Below are 19,835 nucleotides of genomic sequence, written 5' to 3' on the forward strand. Positions count from 1 at the left end.
GTCACATAAATGACGGGGTTGTGCATCATGCACTGGCTTTTAACACACTGTTGAGTTCTCAAGAAACGGACGCGTACACCCTCACAAACCCGAAACCATTCAGGCCCGCTCAGAGGCGTTCACTTTCGCTTCACATTTCGTTCCGTTGTGTTCAAATCCTCCCAGCCCCCCAGACCCGTGTCAAATTGACCCGAACCAGTCTGACCAGCAGAAATCGAACACCACCCCGTTCCCAGGGCAACCCCTCTAACTTACCAGCCTTCAGAGCGATCCGCGAACCGATCTTCAAGCAGGGTGGGTCTGAGAGATTACCGACCAATGCTGCGCAACCATGCCGATGTCACCTAAGTGAAGGAGGTTGGTTGCCGCACCGCGTCGACTCCCCAAGATTAGCAGCGCCCCCGACCGCCCGAGACGCATTCACCACCGTTCATGGCCACAGAACGATCACAGGCGACCATAGACTCCCCACGTGAGCAGCAAAACACCGCCACTGGCGAAGACGGTTCCGACTGAGCGCACGCACCATGGCGACACCGTGGTCGACGAGTACGCGTGGCTCGCAGACAAGAACGATCCCGACACGATCGCCTATCTCGAAGCGGAGAACGCGTTCCTCAAGGAGGAGACCGCTCACCTGGCCGACCTGCAGGAGCAGGTGTTCCAGGAGATCAAGGGCCGCACCCAGGAGACCGACCTCTCGGTGCCGAGCCGCAAGGGCGCGTGGTGGTACTACACGCGCACCGAGGAGGGCAAGCAGTACGCCGTCTCCTGCCGGGTCCCCGCCGACGGCGACACGCCGCCCGAGGTCAAGCCCGGCGAGCGCCTCGACCAGGAGGAGGTCGTGCTCGACGGCAACGAGCTGGCCGGCGACAGCCCCTTCTTCTCCATCGGCACCAGCACCATCGCCCCCGGCGGCACGATGCTGGCCTACTCCACCGACTACAAGGGCGCCGAGCGCTTCACGTTGAGGTTCAAGAACCTGGAGACCGGCGAACTGCTGGACGACCAGATCGAGGACGTCTTCTACGGCGGCTGCTGGTCGGCCGACGGTTCGACGTTCTTCTACACCCGCGTCGACGACGCCTGGCGCCCCTTCCAGGTCTACCGGCACACCCTCGGCACGCCTGAGGACGTCCTGGTCTACGAGGAGCCCGACGAGCGCTACTGGATCGGCATCGGGCTCACCCGGAGCGAGCGCTACCTCGTCCTCGGCGCCGGCAGCAAGATCACAAGTGAGGCCCGCGTCCTCGACGCCAACGACCCCACGGGTGAGTTCCGGATCGTCCGGCCGCGGACGGTCGGCGTCGAATACAGCGTCGAGCACGCCGGAGACTTCTTCTACGTGCTCCACAACGAGCACGCCGAGAACTTCGAGCTGGCCACCGCCCCGCTCGACGCTCCCGGCGACTGGACGCCGCTGATCGCGCACAGCGAGGGCACCCGGCTGCTCGACATCGAGGCGTTCTCCGACCACGCCGTGATTCACTTCCGCCGCGACGGGCTGACCGGCATCCGAGTGCTCCCGTACGGTGACGAAGCCCCGCACAACGGCTGGCGCGACCGGGTGGAGGCCGCCTACGCCGGGGCCGCGTACGAGATCGAGTTCCCCGAGCCGCTCTACGACGTCAGCCCGGCGGGCAACCCCGAGTTCAGCACCCGCAGGCTCCGGCTGGCCTACACCAGCATGATCACGCCGCCCAGTGTCTACGACTACGAACTCGCCACCCGCGAGCTGATCCTGCTCAAGCAGCGGCCGGTGCTCGGCGGCTACACCCCCGACGACTACGAACAGTTCCGCGACTGGGCCACGGCCGGCGACGGCACGCGGGTCCCGATCTCCATCGTCAAGCGCAAGGACACCAGCGCCCCCGCCCCCACCGTCCTGTACGGCTACGGCAGCTACGAGACCTCCATCGACCCGGGGTTCTCCGTGCCGAGGCTGTCGCTGCTCGACCGCGGCTTCATCTTCGCCGTGGCCCACGTCCGGGGTGGTGGCGAGATGGGCAGGCGTTGGTACGAGGACGGCAAGCTGACCAGGAAGCGCAACACGTTCACCGACTTCGTGGCCGCGGCCAGGCACCTCAAGCAGGCGGGCTGGAGCGATCGGGTGATCGCGAGAGGCGGCTCGGCGGGCGGCCTGCTGATGGGCGCGGTCGCCAACCTGGCGCCGGAGGAGTTCGCGGGCGTGGTGGCCGAGGTGCCGTTCGTCGACGCGCTCAACACGATCCTCGACCCGTCGCTGCCGCTGACCGTGATCGAGTGGGACGAGTGGGGCGACCCGCTGCACAACGCCGATGTGTACGCCTACATGAAGAGCTACACGCCGTACGAGAACGTGGACGGCCGGTCGTACCCGCCGATTCTGGCGATCACCAGCCTGAACGACACCCGGGTGCTCTACCACGAGCCCGCGAAGTGGATCGCCAGGTTGCGGGCGACGGCGCAGGGAGGGCCGTTCCTGCTCAAGACCGAGATGGGGGCGGGCCACGGCGGGCGCAGCGGGCGGTACGACGCCTGGCGCGAGGAGGCTTTCGCCCTCGCCTGGATCATCGAGAGAGGCACCTCGTGACCTATCAGGCCGACGAGGGCCGCTACGAGCGCCAGCCGTACAACCGCAGTGGGAGGAGCGGGCTCAGGCTGCCGGCCGTGTCGCTGGGACTGTGGCACAACTTCGGCGACGACCGCCCGCTCTCCACCTCGCGCGCGATCCTGCGCCGGGCGTTCGATCTGGGCATCACGCACTTCGACCTGGCCAACAACTACGGCGTGCCGTACGGGTCGGCGGAATCCAACTTCGGGCGGGTGCTTCGGCAGGATTTCGCCGCGTACCGGGACGAGCTGGTCATCTCCAGCAAGGCCGGGTACGACATGTGGCCCGGGCCCTACGGGGAATGGGGGTCGCGCAAGTACGTGCTGGCCAGCCTCGACCAGTCGCTGGCGCGGATGGGGCTGGAGTACGTCGACGTCTTCTACAGCCACCGTCCCGATCCCGACACGCCGCTGGAGGAGACGATGGGCGCGCTGGACCGGGCGGTGCGCTCGGGCAAGGCGTTGTACGCGGGCATCTCCAACTACTCGGCCGAGCAGACCGCGCAGGCGGCCCGGATCATGCGTGAGCTGGGCACGCCTCTGCTCGTCCACCAGCCGTCCTACTCGATGATCAACCGGTGGATCGAGGGCGGGCTGCTCGACGTGCTGGAGGAGGCGGGCATGGGCTGCGTCGTCTACTCGCCGCTCGCGCAGGGGTTGCTGACCGACCGCTACCTGGACGGGGTGCCCGCCGACTCCCGGGCCGCGACCAGCAGGTTTCTGAGCGCCGACCAGATCGACCGCGAGCTGGCCCGCGACCTCGACGAGATCGCCAGGAGCAGGGGGCAGACGCTGGCGCAGATGGCGCTGCTGTGGACCCTGCGGGACCCTCGGGTGACCAGCGTCCTGATCGGCGCGAGCAGTGTGCGGCAGTTGGAGGACAACGTCGCCTGCCTGGATGGCCCCGCCTTCACCGAGGACGAGCTGGAGGCGATCGACAAGATCACCCGACCGGTCTCGTGACCGTCACAAGGCCTCGTGCCGCTGGAGGTAGGTGAAGGAGGCCCAGCCGGGCAGCACCGGCAGCCAGAACGTGAGCAGCCGGAACAACAGGACGGCCGAGGTGGCCAGCTCCCTGGGCAGGCCGGCCACGGTCAGTCCGACGATGAGCGAGGCTTCGACGGCGCCCAGGCCGCCAGGCGTGGGCGCGGCCGAGCCGATGGCGTTGGCCGTGAGATAGACGACGGCGACGGCGGTGAAGTCGAGCTCGCCACCGAAGGCCGCGACGCAGGCGTCGAGGCAGACCACGAACGCCAGGGTGATCATCAGTGTCCCGGCGGAGCCCTCGATCAGCTTGCGTGGCGACTGGAGCACGTCGAGGAGCCGGGGCAGCACGTTGGAGAACAGCCGCCGCATCCGCTCGGTGATGATCCGGCGCAGCCGCGGCACCCCCAGCAGCACGACGACCAGCACGGCCAGCGCCAGCAGGGCGAGGACGAGCTCACGCGACGGGCTGAACGAGGTGGCGGTGTTGGAGCCGGTGATGTAGGCGAACAGCAGCAGCAGCGCGATGTGGAAGACCATCATGATCAGCTGCGAGGCGCCCACGCTGGCCACCGCGAGCGCCGGGGAGATGCCGCGCTTCTGCAGGTAGCGGGTGTTGATGGCGACGCCGCCGACCGCGGCCGGCGCCACGAGCTTCACGAACGAGGCCGCGAACTGCACGAGCACGGTGCGCCACAGCGGCAGCGGCTCGGGCACGAACCCGCGCAGCATCAACGCGGCCGCCACGAAGCTGATGAACGAGGCGACGAGCGCCAGGCCCGACCAGCCCCAGTTGGCCGTGGAGATCACCTGGCCCAGGTTGACCTGGCTGAGCTGGGAGAGCAGGAAGTAGGCGGCCAGCGTGCTGGCGATGATGGTCACCAGGGTGCGCGGCCTGAAGCGTTCGAGGCGTACCTCCTCGACCGTGCTCTGGGGCTTGAGCGCGACGATCTGCTCGCGGATGGCGGCCAGCAGGCCCTTGTCCTTGGACAGGGCCGAGCGGGTCTCGCGGGTCAGCGCGATGCGCTGGAGCAGCGGCATCGCGTGACCCAGCGCGTCGGGGCCCATGACGGCGGCGGCGGCGCGGACCGAGCGCTCGGGCCCGACGCGCAGCGCGAGGTAGGTCAGCAGCTGCGCGACGTCGAGCCGCAACAGCAGGTCGCCGGCGGCGATCTCGCCGCTGCGGGCGTCGGTCAGCACGATGCGGCCCGCCCCGTCGAGGTGGATGCCGTCGCCGGTGAGCCGCCGGTGTGCCAGCCGCTGGATCTGCAGCAGCGCAACCTGCTCCCAGATCTGCGCGACGACGCCGTCGTCGATCTCGTCGTCGGGCACCTCGTCGAGCGTGCGCGTGTCGAGGTGCTCGTAGGCGAGCAGGGCGGCCTCGGTGCCGATCTCGCTGGTGCCGAGGAGCCGCGGCGTGCTGGCGCCCGCCGCCTGCGTGGCGTACGCCATCAGCGCCTCGCGCTCCAGCTCGGCGCGGAGCGACCTGATCGCCCGGCGCCTGGTCTCGGAGTTGAGCCGGATCCGCCGCCACAGCCGGTACGGCAGGCCGGCCACCTGACGGTCGCGGTCGAGCACGGTGACGTCGAGGCTGCTGCCGTCCCGGAGCCCCATGTGGTAGCGGCGGCTGCCCTGGTGGTCGTCGTCGATCCGGCGAGCCGAGACCGGGGCGAAGGAGAGCTTGCGGAGGGCGGCGACCACGGCGTTGCCGGCCGGCCGGGTGTTGGGGCTGCCGACGCCGTAGAGGGTGGCGTAGCCCATCGCCATGCCGACCAGGACGGTGACGACGGCGCCCGGCAGTGTGATCTGCCTGCCGGAGAACAGCGCGAAGATGTAGAGCGCGATCACGGTCCAGGTGAGCGCGCGCCAGGTGGGGCGGCGGGAGATGCGCACGGCGGTGGTGTAGGCGATCACGGAGGTGAGCAGCGTGTTGAGCGGCTCGATCGAGCGGCCGCCGGTGAGCAGCTGGCTCAGGTCCTCGGCGTTGCCCGCGAGGAGCCACTGGCCGAACAGGAAGGACCCGACCATGCCGATGATCGCGGCGATCAGGCCTTCCGCGACGCGCAGCCCGTCGCGGTGGAAGACGCGTTCGACGGCGAACGCCACGGGCACGGTCAGCACGGCCGCGCCGCCGAGGAACGTGGCCACGCGGCTGAGCAGGTCGGGGACGAGAGTGGTGCCCTCGGTGACGTCGGCCTCAAGGCCGTTGAGGGTCTGCTTGGCGATCAAAGCGAGCAGGACGACCGCGCCGAGCACGAGCAGCGTGGCGAGGAAGCGCAGCAGGTCGGAGGGGCGCCGGAGGCGTTGCGGCAGCAGCGGCTCCACCACGTAGACCTCGGGGTCTGGACGTGCCTCAGCCACGGCTGGATCCTCCTTCGAGAGGTCCTCCGCCTTCGCGCGTTCGCTGATTTCGGCCACCGACAGCGATTCTGCACCTTCCCGGCCCGACCGTACGATCTTTAGCCGTTAGTGTCCCTGATCGTCACCTCCGTCTGCACCGAACAACGACTCGGTCGGCAGTGACGTGCCCAGCCCCGAGGTTTCGATGCGTCCGGCTCTCGCACGCTTCGTCATCGCACGTCAGGCGGTAGACGAGGCGCGCGAGGCAGAGTACACGCCCCAGGTGTCCCATCCGTAACACGGCTCCCCCGGGCGGTTCCGGAGTGGGAAGTAAGCTCTGCGCTATGTCGGGTGAACTGAGGGTTTGGGGAGCTTGTCCGCTGGACTGCCCCGATGGCTGCTCGTGGATCGTGACCGTCGACGAGGGCCGGGCGGTGAAGATGCGCGGCAACCCGGACCACCCCTACACGCGGGGCTCCCTCTGCGTGAAGGTCAACCGCTATCTGGAGCACACCAGGGCGGACGACCGCATCCTGCACCCGCTGCGCCGTACGGGACCGAAGGGGTCGGGGCGCTTCGAGCGGATCAGCTGGGACGAGGCGCTGGAGGAGATCTCGGTACGGCTGCGCGGCATCATCCAGGAGCACGGCGGCGAGGCGATCTGGCCCTACCAGGGCACCGGGTCGCTCGGCTTCGTCCAGGGCTGCGAGGGGGCGGCCGGGCGCCGGTTCTGGAACGTGCTGGGCGCCTCCAGGCACTGGCTGAACATCTGCTCCACCGCCGGCAACACCGGGCTGACCCTGACCAACGGCACGCCCGGCGGGATGGACCCCGAGGACTTCGCGCTGTCCAGGCTGATCCTGCTCTGGGGCACCAACACGCTGACCAGCGGCCACCACCTGTGGAAGTTCGTCCAGGACGCGCGGGCGGACGGTGCCCACGTGGTGGCGATCGACCCGATCCGCACGAGGACCGCCGACCAGGCCGACCAGCACCTGGCGATCAGGCCGGGCACGGACGCGGCGCTGGCGCTCGGGCTGCTCAACGTGGTGCTCGCGGAGGGCGCGCAGGACGAGGAGTTCCTGGCCGAGCACACGGAGGGCTGGGCGGCCTTCCGCGAGGAGATCCTGAGCCATCCGGTCGCGAAAGTGGCGGAGATCACCGGCATCCCGGCCGAGGACATCCACAGCCTGGGGATACGGCTCGCGCGCACCCGGCCCACGGCGATCCGCGCCACGATGGGCATCCAGCGTCACGCGGGCGGCGGCACCGCGATGCGCACCATCGCCGCGATCCCGGGCGTCACCGGCGACTGGCGGCACCCGGGCGGCGGCGTCTCCTACTCCACCAGCGGGCACCTGCGTCTCGGTGTCGACACCCGGGAGGACCTGCTGGCCGCGCCGGTGCGCACGCTGACCATGACCCGGCTGGCCTCCGAGCTCGGCTCGGTGAAGTGCCTGTGGGTGTACGGGGCCAACCCGGTCGGCTCGACCTCCGACACCAACGCGATCAGGCGTGAGCTCCGGCGCGACGACCTGTTCACCGTGGTGATGGAGCAGTTTCCCACCGACACGGTCGACTACGCCGACATCGTGCTGCCGGCGACCATGCAGACCGAGCACCTCGACCTGCACGCCGGGTACGGCCACCTGTACCTGCAGTGGAACGAGCCCGCCGTGGAGCCGCCGGGCGAGTGCCTGTCGACGACGGAGACGTTCCGGCGGCTGGCCAGGCACATGGGTCTGACCGAGCCCTCGTTGTACGACTCGGACCTGGAGCTGGCGGGGCAACTACTGGCCGGCGACCACCCGTCGCTGGAGGGCATCACGCTGGACCGGCTGCGCAAGGAGGGCTGGGTACGGCTGAACCATCCCAAGCCGTTCCTTCCGTTCGCCGACGGCTTCCCGACGCCGTCGGGCCGGTTGCGCTTCCCGCCCGCGGGCGAGGCGTACGTGCCGCCCCTGTCGGTCCGTACGGCCGGCGGCTCGCCGTACGGGCTGACTCTGATCACGCCCGCGGCGCACACGTTCCTCAACACGGTGTTCGGCAACAATCCGGAGCTGCGGCGCCGGGCCAAGGAGCCGGTCGTGCTGGTCAACCCGGCCGACGCGGCCGAGCGCGGGCTGGTGAGCGGGCAGCGGGCGCGGGTGCACAACGACCGCGGCGAGTTCCTGGCCGACGTCGAGGTGAGCGACCGGGTGGCGCGGGGCGTGGTGGCCTCGCCCAAGGGGCGCTGGCCGAAGCACAGCCCCGGCGGCGCGAACGCGAACGCGGTCGTCGAGGAACGTGACGCCGACCTGGGCCGGGGCGCCGTCTACCACGACAACCTGGTCGAGGTCAGCCCTTGTGCCGGTCCATGAAGGTGACGATCCGGTCGAGCACCTCGGGGCCGTAGGAGCTGCGGAACAGGTCCGTGGCGTGAATGCGCTCCCCCTTGATGACGTGCATCTCGTTGGCGGGGGCCTTGGTGGCGGCGTCGTGGGCCGCCTGGAGGTCCTCAGCGCCGCCGTAGCCGTCGTGCTCGGTGCCGATCTGAAGCAGCGGCACGGTGACCTCGGCCGCGTCCTCGGCCTCGATCGCGCCTGACAGGGCGACGATGCCCGCCGCCTTGTCACCCGTCCGTGTCGCGGCGGGGGCCGAGGCGGTGCCGCCGATGGAGCCGCCGACGAAGAACAGCCGCTCGACGCCCTTCTTCCCGGCCAGCCGCTTGCCCATTCTGACGGCCATGTCCTCCGGTGTGACGCTGCTGTCGCGGGCGTAGAGCAGGACGCGGTAGCCGGCCTGGACCAGGCGGTCGGAGAGCGGGCGCCAGTTGCAGACGTTGCCGAGGCGCTCGTAGGTGATCACCACGCCGACCTCGCCCTTGCCCGTGATCACACCGGGCAGGTCGTCGCCGTGGGTGAAGATCTCGCCGTCGTCCTCGCTGAAGCAGCCGCTCACGTTGGGACCGGTGATCACAGGTGACGGGGTCGGGGTCGGGCTGGGTGTCCGCGTGGGTGACGGGGCCGGGCCGTCCGCGGTGGTGCCGGTAGTGGTGTTGACCGCGCCCCCACAGGCGGTCAACACCACTACGAGTCCGAGCAGGCCGATGGTCTTTCGCATGACGCCCCTCTCCTACTATGTCTAAACTGACATAGCGCGACCGCAGAATACCCTTGGAGGCACCATGACCTCAAGGACTTCGAGGACGACGACCTCGACGCTGGGATTCGCGATACTCGCCGTGCTGGCCCGCGGCGAACGCACCGGCTACGACATCGCCGCGGCCATGCGACGGCCCGTCTCCTACTTCTGGACGGCCGGTCACAGTCAGATCCACCCCGAGCTGCAGAAGCTGCTGGCCGGTGGGCTGGTCGTCTACGAGACCCGGCACGGGCCGGGCCCGCAGGACAAGAAGGTCTACCGTCTGACGCCCGAGGGCTCGGGGGCGCTGCGGGAATGGGTGACCACGCCGCCGCGCGAGCGGCCCGAGCGCGACGAGCTGGTGCTGAAGACGTACGCGTCGTGGCTGGCCGACCCGCCGCTGCTCAAGCGGCTGTTCGCCGACCAGCTCGCGCTTCACGAGGCGCGGCTGGCCGAGTACGAGCGCGAGGAGGAGCTGTTCGGCGAGCCGCCCAGGCCGGGCGATCCCAAATTCGGCAACTACGCGACGCTACGCTGCGGCCTCGGCTACGAACGGCACCGCGCCGAGTGGTGCAGGTGGATGGTCGCTCAGCTCAGCGACAGCTTGTAACCCTCGTGGGAGGCGGCGAAGCCGAGCGAGTCGTAGAACCGGTGCGCGCCGGTGCGCGACTTGTCGGAGGTGAGCTGCACCATCGCGCAGCCGCGTGCCCGGGCCCGGTCGATGCCCCACTGGATCATCCGGCGGCCGAGACCCTCTCCCCTGCTGGAGGCGGCGACCCTGACCGCCTCGATCTGGCAGCGCTCGGCGCCGAGCCGCGACAGGCCGGCCAGGTAGGTGAGCTGCATGGTGCCCACCACCTCGCCGTCACGCTCGGCCACGATCAGCTCGTCGTGGGGGTCGGCGTCGATGCGGGCGAAGGCGCTCAGGTAACGCTCGTCGCCCGGGTCGCCCTCGCGTCGCGCGCCGAGCGGGTCGTCCGCCAGCATCGCGACGATCGCGGGCACATCCTCGGCCGTGGCCGTACGGAAGAGCGGGTTTGAGGAGGTTCGCGACATGGCGTCCATCATGGCGTAATTCGTTTGACGGGGGCCGTGGGGGGCACTTGGGTGGCGGGATGATCGAGATCCATGCCGTGACCATCGACTGCGCGGAGCCGTACGAGCTGGCTTCCTGGTGGAGCGAGGCGACCGGGCTGCCGCTCGGCGACGACGACGAGCCGGGCGACGACGAGGTCATGCTCCGCACCGAGCGCGAGCCGTTCCTGCTGTTCATCCGGGTCCCCGACGGCAAGACCGGGAAGAACCGCATCCACCTCGACGTCAACGGCACCGAGGGCCGCACCCGCGACCAGGAGGTCGAGCGACTCCTGGGTCTCGGCGCGACGGTGCTGTGGGACCGTCGCGAGGCCGACGGCACCGGCTGGGTGACCATGCGGGACCCCGAGGGCAACGAGTTCTGCGTCTGCCGGAGCCAGGCGGAGCGGGGGTTGTCCGAATAAGGTTCTGTCGGCGATGCTGACCGCATGAGCGAGCCGAGCGCGTCCGCGAGCATCGAGATCAACGCTTCTCCCGAGCGGGTCTACGCCCTGGTCACCGATCTGTCCGAGATCGGCAGCTGGAACGCCGAGTGCCTGCGCGCGCGGTGGATCGGCCCTGTCAAGGAGGCCAGGCCGGGAGCCAGGTTCGTCGGCGGCAACCGCAACGGGAACCGGCGCTGGTCCACCAGCTGCACGGTCACCGCCGCGGAGCCGGGCCGCACCTTCGCCTATCACGTGCGCGCGGCGGGGGTGCTCGACGTCGCCATCTGGCGCTTCGACATCACCCCGACCGAGACGGGCTGCCGGGTCGAGCAGAAGACCTGGGACACCCGGGGCAGGTTCATGAACATCGTCGGCGGCTGGGCCACCAACGTGCCCGACCGGGCGAGCCACAACACCGCGAACATGAACCGGACCCTGCAGGGGCTCAAGCGCGAGGCCGAGCGCGCCTGACGGCGTCACTCGCTCCCCGCGCGTCCCCGCATGGTGAGGGTGAGGATGCCGGCGATGATGTACACCAGCAGGCCGTGCCAGAGCGACTGGAAGGCCGAGCCGAAGACTCCCTCGCCGTCGAGCACCAGCTGCACCGGGTAGTCCAGCACCGCGGTGATCCCGGCGGGGAGCAGCGCGAACTTCCACGGATGCCGCAGCGACCAGCGGCGGGCCTGCCGGGTCACCCGGTCGCCCTCGTTCGGCTTGGACACCGCGCCGATGGTGGCGATCAGCGCGAACAGGCTGATGCCGAGACCCAGCGCCCAGACCAGGTCGGCGGGGCCGGGCAGCAGCACGCCCATGCCCCAGCTGGCCGCGGTGATCGCGCCACCGCCGATGGCCGCGGTCCTCCAGGGAGCGCCGCGCAGCGCGGCTCCGGACAGTGAGACTTCGTCGCTTCGACTGAGTTCGTTCATATCCTCAGGGTGCCTTTTGGGTCCCCCGGTTCGCATCGGGGACGGACCCTGAGACTTCCCTTACCGGATCGCGCGGGTCAGTGCGCGCCGGCCAGGTTGAGGCCGACGATTCCCACGACGATGAGCGCGATCGAGGCGATCCGCACGAACGACGCGTTGTCCCCCATGGCCAGCATGCCGACCACCGCCGTGCCCACCGCGCCGATGCCGGTCCACACCGCGTACGCGGTGCCGACGTCGAGGGATTTGAGCGCGTACGAGAGCAGACCGAAACTCAGCACGGCCGTGACGAAGAACGAGACCGACCACCACACGTGGGAGAACCCGTCGCTCAGCTTGAGCGACAGGGCCATGACGACCTCGAAGAGACCGGCGACGACAAGCAGGATCCAAGCCATGAGTGAAACCTCCGGCGAGCGAGACGACAGGTCGTGCGTCGTCTTGGCTTTCCGGGTACGGCGCGTCTCGTCCGGGAGCAGGGCTCTATTGAGGCAACGGCGGAGCAGGCCCGCTCATTCCCACCAGAGGGTGACCCAGCGGTCTTTCGGGACGGGCCACATGCCGAGGGAGAGCGCGGTCTCCGCCACCTCCGTCGCGAGCGACGGGTCGAGGCAGATGCGCTGGCAGGCGCTGGCCGCGAGCTCCTCGAGGGAGGAGAAGCGTTCGAGCGGCGCCTCCCGCTCCTCGACCTGCACGGCGTAGCCGAGCGCCGCCGCCAGCGCCACGCAGTCTTCGGCGATGGGCCTGACCGGGCGCTCGATGCCGTGGAAGTGCTGCCAGAGCGGCGCCATCCAGCTCATCGGATGGCGCTGCGGGAGCTCGATCACCACCCGGCCCCGGGTGCGGTCGTCGAGCGCGCGCAGGAAGGCGGCCAGGTCGGGCACGTTGTAGACGACGTGCGCCGCGATCGTCGCGTCGACCATGGGCACCTGGTCGGACACGTCGGGCCAGCGGCCCTCGACCGCCGTCAGGGCGACGCCCAGCTTGTCGGCCCGGGTGGCGAGCTCGGCCAGCATCGCGGGCGAGGTGTCGACGGCGTAGAGCTCGCCGAGGCGCTCGTGCAGCGGGAGCGAGGCGGCGCCGGTGCCCACGCCCACGTCGAGCAGCGTGCCGCCCGGTGGCAGCGCTTCGGTGAGCCGGGCCATCGTGGGCCCGTCATCCGGGGCGGCGAGCGCCCAGTCGGTGCGCGTGGCGAAGCGGCCGGGCGAGTGGCCCCAGGGATCGACCGGGGCCTTGGCCATGATCTCCTCTGGAATGGCCCAGGATTCCAGCCGCTCTCGCCAGCGCGTGGCGAGTTCTTCGGCATCCATGAAGACGAGCATGCCACGCATATCGCTGGTTACTCGCGGGTAGCATTGCTAGTAAGGTTACTAGCCAGTAGATAACGCCCCCGGTTCAAGGAGATCAGCAGCCATGGGCCACTTCAAGAGCAACCTGCGTGACCTGGAGTTCAACCTCTTCGAGGTGTTCGGGCGCGGCGAGATCCTCGGCACCGGGCCGTACGCGGATGTGGACGAAGATGTCGCCCGTAGCCTTCTGAACGAGGTCAGCCGACTGGCTTCGGGCGTGTTCGCCGACTCGTTCGAGGAAGGCGACCGCCACCCGCCCGTCTTCGACCCGGAGACCAGCAGCGTCACGATGCCGGCCGGCTTCAAGAAGTCGTACAAGGCGCTCGTCGACGGCGGCTGGGCCCACCTGGACCTGCCGACCGACCTGGGCGGCCCCGGCATCCCCCGGAGTCTGGCCTGGGCCACCGCCGAGATGACCCTGGGCGCCAACCCCGCCCTGTACATGTACGCGGCCGGTCCCAGCTTCGCCTATACCCTGTGGAAGGTCGGCACCGACGACCAGAAGCGCTTCGCCGAGCTGGCCATCGAGCGCAACTGGGGCGCCACCATGGTGCTCACCGAGCCCGACGCCGGTTCCGACGTCGGCGCCGGCCGGGCCAAGGCGATCCAGCAGCCCGACGGCACCTGGCACATCGAGGGCGTCAAGCGCTTCATCACCAGCGCCGAGCACGACCTGACCGAGAACATCTTCCACCTCGTGCTGGCCCGCCCCGAAGGACACGGCCCCGGCACCAAGGGCCTGTCGATGTTCCTGGTGCCCAAGTTCCACGTGAACCTGGAGAACGGCGAGCTGGGCGAGCGCAACGGCGTCTACGTCACCAACGTCGAGAAGAAGATGGGCCTCAAGGTCTCCACGACCTGCGAGCTGACCTTCGGCGACAAGCACCCGGCGATCGGCTGGCTGGTCGGCGAGGTGCACGAGGGCATCAAGCAGATGTTCATGGTCATCGAGCACGCCCGGATGATGGTCGGCACCAAGGCCATCGCCACGCTCTCCACCGGCTACCTCAACGCCCTGGAGTACGCCAAGGCCCGCCTGCAGGGCGCCGACCTGACCCAGATGTCCGACAAGACCGCGCCGCGGGTGCCCATCACCCGCCACCCCGACGTGCGCCGCGAGCTCATGCTGCAGAAGTCGTACGCCGAGGGCATGCGGGCCCTCGTCCTCTACACGGCCACCTTCCAGGACACCATCCAGCTCAACCCCGGCGACCAGCACGCGCAGGCCATGAACGACCTGCTGCTGCCGCTGGTCAAGGGCGTCGGCTCGGAGCGGTCGTACGAACTGCTGGCCCGGTCACTGCAGACCCTCGGCGGCTCGGGTTACCTGCAGGAATACCCGATCGAGCAGTACATCCGCGACGCCAAGATCGACTCGCTCTACGAGGGCACCACCGCCATCCAGGGTCTCGACCTGTTCTTCCGCAAGATCCTGAGGAACCAGGGCGCCGCGCTCGGGTCGCTGCTGACCGAGATCGACGCGTTCGCCTCCTCCGAGGCGGGCAACGGCCGGCTCAAGGAGGAGCGCAAGCTGCTCGCCGAGGCCGTCGCCGACGTCAAGGCCATGGGCGACACGATGGCCGGGTGGGCGATCGGCTCGCTGGAGGCGCCGAAGGAGGTCTACAAGGTCGGCCTCAACACCACCCGCTTCCTGCTGGCACTGGGCGACCTGGTGATCGGCTGGCTGCTGCTGCGCCAGGCCGAGGTGGCCCTGGCCAAGCTGGTCGACGGCGAGGACGCCTTCTACCAGGGCAAGGTGGCCGCCGCCTCGTTCTTCGCGACGACCGTGCTGCCGCGCCTGGCCGCCGAGCGCCGCGTGGCCGCCGCCACCGGCCTGGACCTCATGGAGCTGCCGGAGGAAGCCTTCTGACCCTCCCTCCCGGAGGATCGCCGACGCCCGCTCCGGCTCCGGAGCGGGCGTTGCGCGTCTCCGGCCGAGGTGTACGGCGGGCGGCCACTCTCCTGCCTCACCTGAGCGTGTGATCACCCATAGCCGGGTATGACCGTGGGCATACTCGCCGTTTGCCTTCGGAGGTCGTCATGGGTGTCGGGGTCAGTATCTTCTTCCTCACGCTCGGCGCCATCCTGAGATTCGCCATCGAGCCCGACGTGTTCGGAGACAGCGTCCACATGGACGTGATCGGTTTGATCTTCATGATCGTCGGCGGAGCGGGCATCGTGCTGAGCCTCGTGCTCGCCCCGCGGCGCGGGCACACCTCCGAGGACCGGCTGATGCACCGCGAGAACCGGCCGCCGGAGATCTGACCTACGCCTCGATCTGCACGGCGGCCCGGGCCGCCAGGATGGGCCTGATGTGGTCGGTGACGACCGCCAGGTGGCGGGGGTGGTCGCGGTAGACCAGGTAGTCGTCGACGGTGTCGAAGTCGGCGACGACCGCGAACTCGTGGTTGCCCTGGTTGACGCCGAGGTCGCCGCCGAACGTGTAGGCGCGGATCTGCGGGATGAGGCCGGGCAGCTCGCGCAGCTCGGCCGCGACCCTGGCCTTCTGCTCGTCGGTGGCGTCCTCGGACCAGGTGAAGAGCACGACGTGGCGGATCATGCGCTCACCCTATCGCCGCGCCCCAGGAAGCCGCCCAGCCAGGTCGTCGCCACGGGCCCACCAGGGCCACCCGCGCGGGCCGGACGCTGTCACGGCCAGGCCGGACGCTGTCACGGGCCAGGCCGGACGCGAGCGCGCCAGGGCGCCCGCGTCCGGGCCGTCACCTCGGGCGGATCCGGTCGCGGTCAGGCGGCCCGATCAGCTCCAGGCCAGCATCCGCAGCGGATCCTCCAGCATCGCGCCCACGTCGCGCAGGAACATCGAGCCCAGCTCGCCGTCGACGATCCGGTGGTCGAACGAGAGCGCCAGCGTCGTGACCTTGCGGACCGCCAGCTCGCCGTCGACCACCCACGGCATGTCCCGGACCTGGCCGAAGGCGAGGATGGCCGCCTCGCCCGGGTTGAGGAGGGGAGTGCCGGCGTCGACGCCGAACACGCCCACGTTGGTGATCGTGATCGTGCCCCCGGCCATCTCGGCGGGCTGGGTGCGGCCCGCCCTGGCCGTCTCGGCCAGCTCGCCCAGCCGCCTGGCCAGCTCGGGGAGCGACAGCTCGTGGGCGTTCTTGACGTTGGGCACCACGAGCCCGCGCGGGGTCGCGGCCGCGATGCCGAGATGCACGTAGTGCTTGACCACGATCTCCTGGGCCTCCTCGTCCCAGGAGGAGTTGATCATCGGGTGGCGGCCGGCCGCCGTCAGCACCGCCTTGGCCACCAGGAGCAGCGGTGAGACCTTGACCTCGGCGAAGTCGGGCAGCGCGCGCAGCCGACGGACCGCGTCCATGGTCTCGGTGACGTCCACCTGGAGGAACTCGGTGACGTGCGGAGCGGTGAAGGCACTGGCCACCATGGCCTGCGCGGTCATCCTGCGCACGCCCTTGACGGGGATGCGTTCCTCACCCTGCCTGGCGGGCGCCGCCGCGGCCACCGGCCGGCTCGCGGCGTGGACGTCGTCTCGGGTGATGGAGCCCTCGGGGCCGGTGCCCGCGATGGTGGCGAGGTCGACGCCCAGGTCCTTGGCCAGTTTGCGTACCGGCGGCTTGGCCAGCACGGCGCCACGACCGGCGGCCGGACCCGTCGCGCCGTTCGCGGCCACGGGCTTCGCCGGGCTCGCCACCTCGGCCCGGGCCGGGCTGGCGACCGGGGGCGCCTGGGCGGCCGGTCTGCGGGGGCGGCGTCGGGTGGCGCCGGTCTTGACGCCGTAGCCGACCAGGACCGCCTGGCGCTGCTCCTTGGGCGCCGGGCCGCCGTGGGTGCCCGGCTCCACCGCGCCCTCCAGGGGCGGATGCGGCACCATGTCGTCGGCCAGGGCCTCGAGCCGGCCGGCCTGTCCCTCGGTCTGGCCGGTCTGGGCCTCGCCCCGGCCTGCCCGCCCCTCGGTCCGGCCCGTCTCGGGCCGGCCGCCCTCGCCGGTGCCGCCGGGCGCCTCCTCCGTCTCGACGGAGATGATGGCCACGCCCACGTCGACCGTCTGGCCCTCGTCGGCCAGCAACTCGGCCACCAGCCCGTCCCACGGGATGGGCAGCTCGACGATGGACTTGGCCGTCTCGATCTCGACCACGATCTGGTTGACCTTGACCGCTTCGCCCTGCTTGACATGCCAGCGGACGATCTCCGCCTCGGTCAGCCCTTCGCCCACGTCGGGGAGCTTGAAGTCACGTCGCATGAGACCAGGTCCCCCTCTCAGTAGCCGAAGGCACGGTCGACGGCGTCGAGCACCCTGTCCAGGTCGGGCAGGTAGTGCTCCTCGAGCTTCGACGGGGGGTACGGCGTGGAGAAGCCGCCGACCCGCAGCACCGGAGCCTCCAGGCGGTAGAAGCACCGCTCGGTGATCCGGGCCGCCAGCTCGGCCCCGAACCCGTTGTTGACCGGCGCCTCGTGGACGACCACGACCCGGCCCGTACGGCTCGCGGACTCCATCACCAGCGGCTGGTCGAGCGGGTTGAGCGAGCGCAGGTCGATGACTTCCAGCGAGCGCCCGTCGTCCTCGGCGGCCGTCGCGGCCTCCAGGCAGGTCTTGACCATGGGCCCGTAGGCGATCAGCGTGGCGTCGGTGCCGGGCCGGACCACCCGGCCCTTGTCGAACGGGGTCCACCAGTCGCCGGTCGACGTGTCGATGTCGGCCTTCTCCCAGTAGCGGCGCTTGGGCTCGAAGAAGACGACCGGGTCGTCGCTGCGGATGGCCTGCTGGATCATCGAGTAGGCGTCGGCCGGGTTGGAGCAGGCCACGACGCGCAGCCCGGCGGTGTGGGTGAAGTAGGCCTCGGGCGACTCGCTGTGGTGCTCGACCGCGCCGATGCCGCCGCCGCACGGGATGCGTACGACCACCGGCAGCTTGATCGCGCCCAGCGAGCGCATCGGCATCTTGGCCAGCTGGGTGATGATCTGGTCGGCCGCGGGGAAGACGAAGCCGTCGAACTGGATCTCGCACACCGGCCGGTAGCCGCGCAGCGCCAGCCCGATCGCGGTGCCGATGATGCCCGACTCGGCCAGCGGGGTGTCGATGACGCGGTCTTCGCCGAAGTCCTTCTGCAGGCCGTCGGTGACCCGGAAGACGCCGCCCAGCTTGCCGACGTCCTCGCCCATGATGAGGACCTTGGGGTCGTCCTCCATGGCCTTGCGCATGCCCTCGTTGAGCGCCTTGGACAGGCTCATCACGGTCATGAGCCCTCCTTCGCCGACGTCACGACCAAAGTGCTGTGCTCACTGAACTCACTCCGGTCGCTCATGACTCGAAGCCCTCCAGGTAGGCGGCGAACTGGGCACGTTCCTCGTCGATCAGCGGGTGCGGCTCGGAGTAGACGTGGTCGAAGATGTCGAGCGGCCGGGGATCGGGCATGGCGAGGCAGCGCCTGCGCAGGTCGGCGCCGAGCTGGTCGGCCTCGGCGTCGATGGAGTCGAAGAACGCCTGGTCGGCGTGCTCGTTCTTGAACAGGTAGGCCTTGACCCGCTCGATCGGGTCCTTGAGCTTCCAGGCCTCCAGCTCGCTGGCCACCCGGTAGCGCGTCGGGTCGTCGGTGGTGGTGTGGGCGCCCATCCGGTAGGTGTAGGCCTCGACGAGCGTGGGGCCCTGGCCCTCGCGGGCGTTCTTGAGCGCCTGCCGGGTGACGGCGAGGCAGGCGAACACGTCGTTGCCGTCGACCCGGACGCCGGGGAAGCCGAAGCCGGAGGCCCTGCGGTAGAGGGGGATGCGGGTCTGCCGCTCCAGGGGCTCGGAGATGGCCCACTGGTTGTTCTGGCAGAAGAACACGATCGGCGCGTTGAACACGCTGGCCCAGATGAACGCCTCGTTGACGTCGCCCTGGGAGGTGGCGCCGTCGCCGAAGTAGGCGATGGTGGCCGCGGTCGCGTCGTCACGCTGGATGCCCATGGCGTAGCCGACCGCGTGCAGGGTCTGGCTGCCGATGACGATCGTGTAGAGGTGGAAGTTGTGCTCCTTGGGGTCCCAGCCGCCGTGGTTGACGCCGCGGAACAGGCCGAGGAGCTTGAGCGGGTCGACGTCGCGGCACCAGGCCACGCCGTGCTCGCGGTAGGTGGGGAAGGCCATGTCGGCGTCGGTCAGCGCGCGGCCGGAGCCGATCTGGGCGGCCTCCTGACCGAGCAGCGAGGCCCAGATGCCGAGCTCGCCCTGCCGCTGCAGGGCCACGGCCTCGAGGTCGACGCGCCTGACGAGTGCCAGGTCGCGGTAGAGGGACCTGACCTCTTCCGGCGTCAGGTCGATGTCGTAGTCGGGATGCTCGACCCGCTCTCCCTCCGGGGTGAGCAGTTGGACGAGCTCTGGGGGTGCTTGAGCACCACGAGAGGCGTCGGCTGTCACGTGCCACTCCTGTGCGTTCGGGGCCTGTCTCGGTGGGGTCGCCACCTGGGCCGGCCTGCTGAGCGTCTGACCAACTGGTGGTGGTTCGTACGCTTTGGGGACATGGTGGCAGACGTCACAGCCCTTCGCGCAAGCCCCATGCCCTCCCCGTTCCCGTTGTGCCGGTGGCCACACGCGCCGGTAGGCTGGGCTTTCCCATCACTGCCATAGCCAGGAGGAACGCAGTGGCGCGCGTCATCGTAGACGTCATGCTGAAGCCCGAGATTCTCGATCCGCAGGGTCAGGCGATCGCCCGAGCGCTGCCCCGGCTGGGCTTCTCCGGCGTCGCGGAGGTGCGCCAGGGCAAGCGGTTCGAGATCGAGCTCGACGGCCCCGCCGACGAGGCGGCCATTGCGGACGTCCGAAAGATGGCCGAGACTCTCCTGGCCAACACGGTGATCGAGGACTACAGCGTCCGGGTTGAGGGGTAGAACAGCACATTTGACACCGGATTTCCCCCTGATGGCTTAAAGCCAGATTTTGGCGTGCCACAATGCCACGGGCGTGCCAACACTAAATAACAACAACGTGATTTTGCGGTTAGCCCCGATTTCACGGGGAAACCTACTCCAGGTGACATTCCGGAGCC

Annotated in this window: 19 protein-coding genes and 1 riboswitch; of the genes, 9 read left to right on the top strand and 10 right to left on the bottom strand. The window is 69.7% G+C overall.

Going from position 1 to position 19,835, the window contains the following annotated elements:
- Nucleotides 1-472 precede the first annotated feature (472 nt).
- Both AC5L3X_RS00005 and mgrA read left to right on the top strand, forming a co-directional pair.
- Nucleotides 473-2,572, top strand: a complete 2,100-nt coding sequence (locus AC5L3X_RS00005) for a S9 family peptidase (RefSeq protein ID WP_494854175.1) — start codon at nt 473-475, stop codon at nt 2,570-2,572.
- Nucleotides 2,569-3,555 (top strand): L-glyceraldehyde 3-phosphate reductase, encoded by a 987-nt coding sequence (mgrA, locus tag AC5L3X_RS00010; protein ID WP_494854177.1) that lies wholly within the window; start codon nt 2,569-2,571, stop codon nt 3,553-3,555. The genes AC5L3X_RS00005 and mgrA overlap by 4 nt, the downstream gene beginning before the upstream one ends.
- A gap of 3 nt (nt 3,556-3,558) precedes the next feature.
- Here mgrA and AC5L3X_RS00015 read toward each other — a convergent pair whose 3' ends face one another.
- A complete protein-coding gene (locus tag AC5L3X_RS00015) occupies nt 3,559-5,937 on the bottom strand; it encodes a flippase-like domain-containing protein (RefSeq protein ID WP_494854178.1) in 2,379 nt (792 codons plus the stop codon).
- 323 nt (nt 5,938-6,260) lie between these two features.
- Between AC5L3X_RS00015 and AC5L3X_RS00020 the strand changes: the two genes are divergently transcribed.
- Nucleotides 6,261-8,276 carry a molybdopterin-containing oxidoreductase family protein gene (locus tag AC5L3X_RS00020; protein ID WP_494854179.1) on the top strand — a complete coding sequence of 672 codons (2,016 nt, stop codon included), beginning with the start codon at nt 6,261-6,263 and terminating at the stop codon, nt 8,274-8,276.
- Here the strand turns inward: AC5L3X_RS00020 and AC5L3X_RS00025 are convergent.
- Nucleotides 8,254-9,018 carry an alpha/beta hydrolase gene (locus AC5L3X_RS00025; protein ID WP_494854181.1) on the bottom strand — a complete coding sequence of 255 codons (765 nt, stop codon included), beginning with the start codon at nt 9,016-9,018 and terminating at the stop codon, nt 8,254-8,256. The genes AC5L3X_RS00020 and AC5L3X_RS00025 overlap by 23 nt on opposite strands.
- Before the next feature lie 64 nt (nt 9,019-9,082).
- On the opposite strand from AC5L3X_RS00025, the gene AC5L3X_RS00030 reads away from it, so the two are divergent.
- Nucleotides 9,083-9,649 (top strand): PadR family transcriptional regulator, encoded by a 567-nt coding sequence (locus AC5L3X_RS00030; RefSeq protein WP_494854183.1) that lies wholly within the window; start codon nt 9,083-9,085, stop codon nt 9,647-9,649.
- On the opposite strand, the gene AC5L3X_RS00035 is transcribed toward AC5L3X_RS00030, so the two are convergent.
- Nucleotides 9,628-10,095, bottom strand: a complete 468-nt coding sequence (locus tag AC5L3X_RS00035; RefSeq protein WP_494854184.1) for a GNAT family N-acetyltransferase — start codon at nt 10,093-10,095, stop codon at nt 9,628-9,630. The genes AC5L3X_RS00030 and AC5L3X_RS00035 overlap by 22 nt on opposite strands.
- Nucleotides 10,096-10,154: 59 nt before the next feature.
- Here AC5L3X_RS00035 and AC5L3X_RS00040 point away from each other — a divergent pair, with 59 nt between their 5' ends.
- Together AC5L3X_RS00040 and AC5L3X_RS00045 are read left to right on the top strand one after the other, a co-directional pair.
- Complete coding sequence (locus AC5L3X_RS00040) at nt 10,155-10,538, top strand: VOC family protein (RefSeq protein ID WP_494854186.1); 384 nt, start codon at nt 10,155-10,157, stop codon at nt 10,536-10,538.
- Nucleotides 10,539-10,562: 24 nt separating this feature from the next.
- Complete coding sequence (locus tag AC5L3X_RS00045; protein WP_189121854.1) at nt 10,563-11,030, top strand: SRPBCC family protein; 468 nt, start codon at nt 10,563-10,565, stop codon at nt 11,028-11,030.
- Between the two features lie 5 nt (nt 11,031-11,035).
- Here AC5L3X_RS00045 and AC5L3X_RS00050 read toward each other — a convergent pair whose 3' ends face one another.
- From AC5L3X_RS00050 to AC5L3X_RS00060, 3 genes are all read right to left on the bottom strand, one after another.
- Nucleotides 11,036-11,485: a hypothetical protein gene (locus AC5L3X_RS00050; protein ID WP_494854187.1), complete on the bottom strand. Its 450-nt coding sequence runs from the start codon at nt 11,483-11,485 to the stop codon at nt 11,036-11,038.
- Nucleotides 11,486-11,562: 77 nt separating this feature from the next.
- Complete coding sequence (locus tag AC5L3X_RS00055) at nt 11,563-11,883, bottom strand: DMT family transporter (protein WP_494854188.1); 321 nt, start codon at nt 11,881-11,883, stop codon at nt 11,563-11,565.
- 32 nt (nt 11,884-11,915) lie between these two features.
- A riboswitch (guanidine-III (ykkC-III) riboswitch) is annotated at nt 11,916-11,972 on the bottom strand.
- A gap of 25 nt (nt 11,973-11,997) precedes the next feature.
- Entirely contained in the window at nt 11,998-12,795 is a 798-nt protein-coding gene (locus AC5L3X_RS00060) for a class I SAM-dependent methyltransferase (protein WP_494854189.1), read from the bottom strand.
- 103 nt (nt 12,796-12,898) lie between these two features.
- Here AC5L3X_RS00060 and AC5L3X_RS00065 point away from each other — a divergent pair, with 103 nt between their 5' ends.
- The gene (locus AC5L3X_RS00065) at nt 12,899-14,704 is read left to right on the top strand and encodes an acyl-CoA dehydrogenase (protein ID WP_494854190.1); all 1,806 of its coding nucleotides are present in this window, start codon (nt 12,899-12,901) and stop codon (nt 14,702-14,704) included.
- A 170-nt stretch (nt 14,705-14,874) separates the two neighbouring features.
- Entirely contained in the window at nt 14,875-15,099 is a 225-nt protein-coding gene (locus AC5L3X_RS00070; protein ID WP_189121859.1) for a DUF6458 family protein, read from the top strand.
- Nucleotide 15,100: 1 nt separating this feature from the next.
- Here the strand turns inward: AC5L3X_RS00070 and AC5L3X_RS00075 are convergent, their stop codons facing one another.
- The 4 genes from AC5L3X_RS00075 to pdhA all read right to left on the bottom strand — a co-directional run bounded on the left by AC5L3X_RS00075 (nt 15,101) and on the right by pdhA (nt 19,207).
- The gene (locus tag AC5L3X_RS00075; protein WP_189121860.1) at nt 15,101-15,394 is read right to left on the bottom strand and encodes a Dabb family protein; all 294 of its coding nucleotides are present in this window, start codon (nt 15,392-15,394) and stop codon (nt 15,101-15,103) included.
- Between the two features lie 198 nt (nt 15,395-15,592).
- Nucleotides 15,593-17,056: a dihydrolipoamide acetyltransferase family protein gene (locus tag AC5L3X_RS00080; RefSeq protein WP_494854192.1), complete on the bottom strand. Its 1,464-nt coding sequence runs from the start codon at nt 17,054-17,056 to the stop codon at nt 15,593-15,595.
- Nucleotides 17,057-17,073: 17 nt separating this feature from the next.
- Nucleotides 17,074-18,054, bottom strand: a complete 981-nt coding sequence (locus tag AC5L3X_RS00085; protein WP_189121862.1) for an alpha-ketoacid dehydrogenase subunit beta — start codon at nt 18,052-18,054, stop codon at nt 17,074-17,076.
- Between the two features lie 61 nt (nt 18,055-18,115).
- Nucleotides 18,116-19,207 carry a pyruvate dehydrogenase (acetyl-transferring) E1 component subunit alpha gene (gene pdhA, locus AC5L3X_RS00090; protein WP_189121863.1) on the bottom strand — a complete coding sequence of 364 codons (1,092 nt, stop codon included), beginning with the start codon at nt 19,205-19,207 and terminating at the stop codon, nt 18,116-18,118.
- Nucleotides 19,208-19,431: 224 nt separating this feature from the next.
- Between pdhA and purS the strand changes: the two genes are divergently transcribed.
- Nucleotides 19,432-19,677 (top strand): phosphoribosylformylglycinamidine synthase subunit PurS, encoded by a 246-nt coding sequence (gene purS / locus AC5L3X_RS00095; protein WP_189121864.1) that lies wholly within the window; start codon nt 19,432-19,434, stop codon nt 19,675-19,677.
- The last annotated feature ends 158 nt before the right edge of the window (nt 19,678-19,835 follow it).

It is taken from the genome of Nonomuraea sp. CX421 (assembly GCF_059358955.1).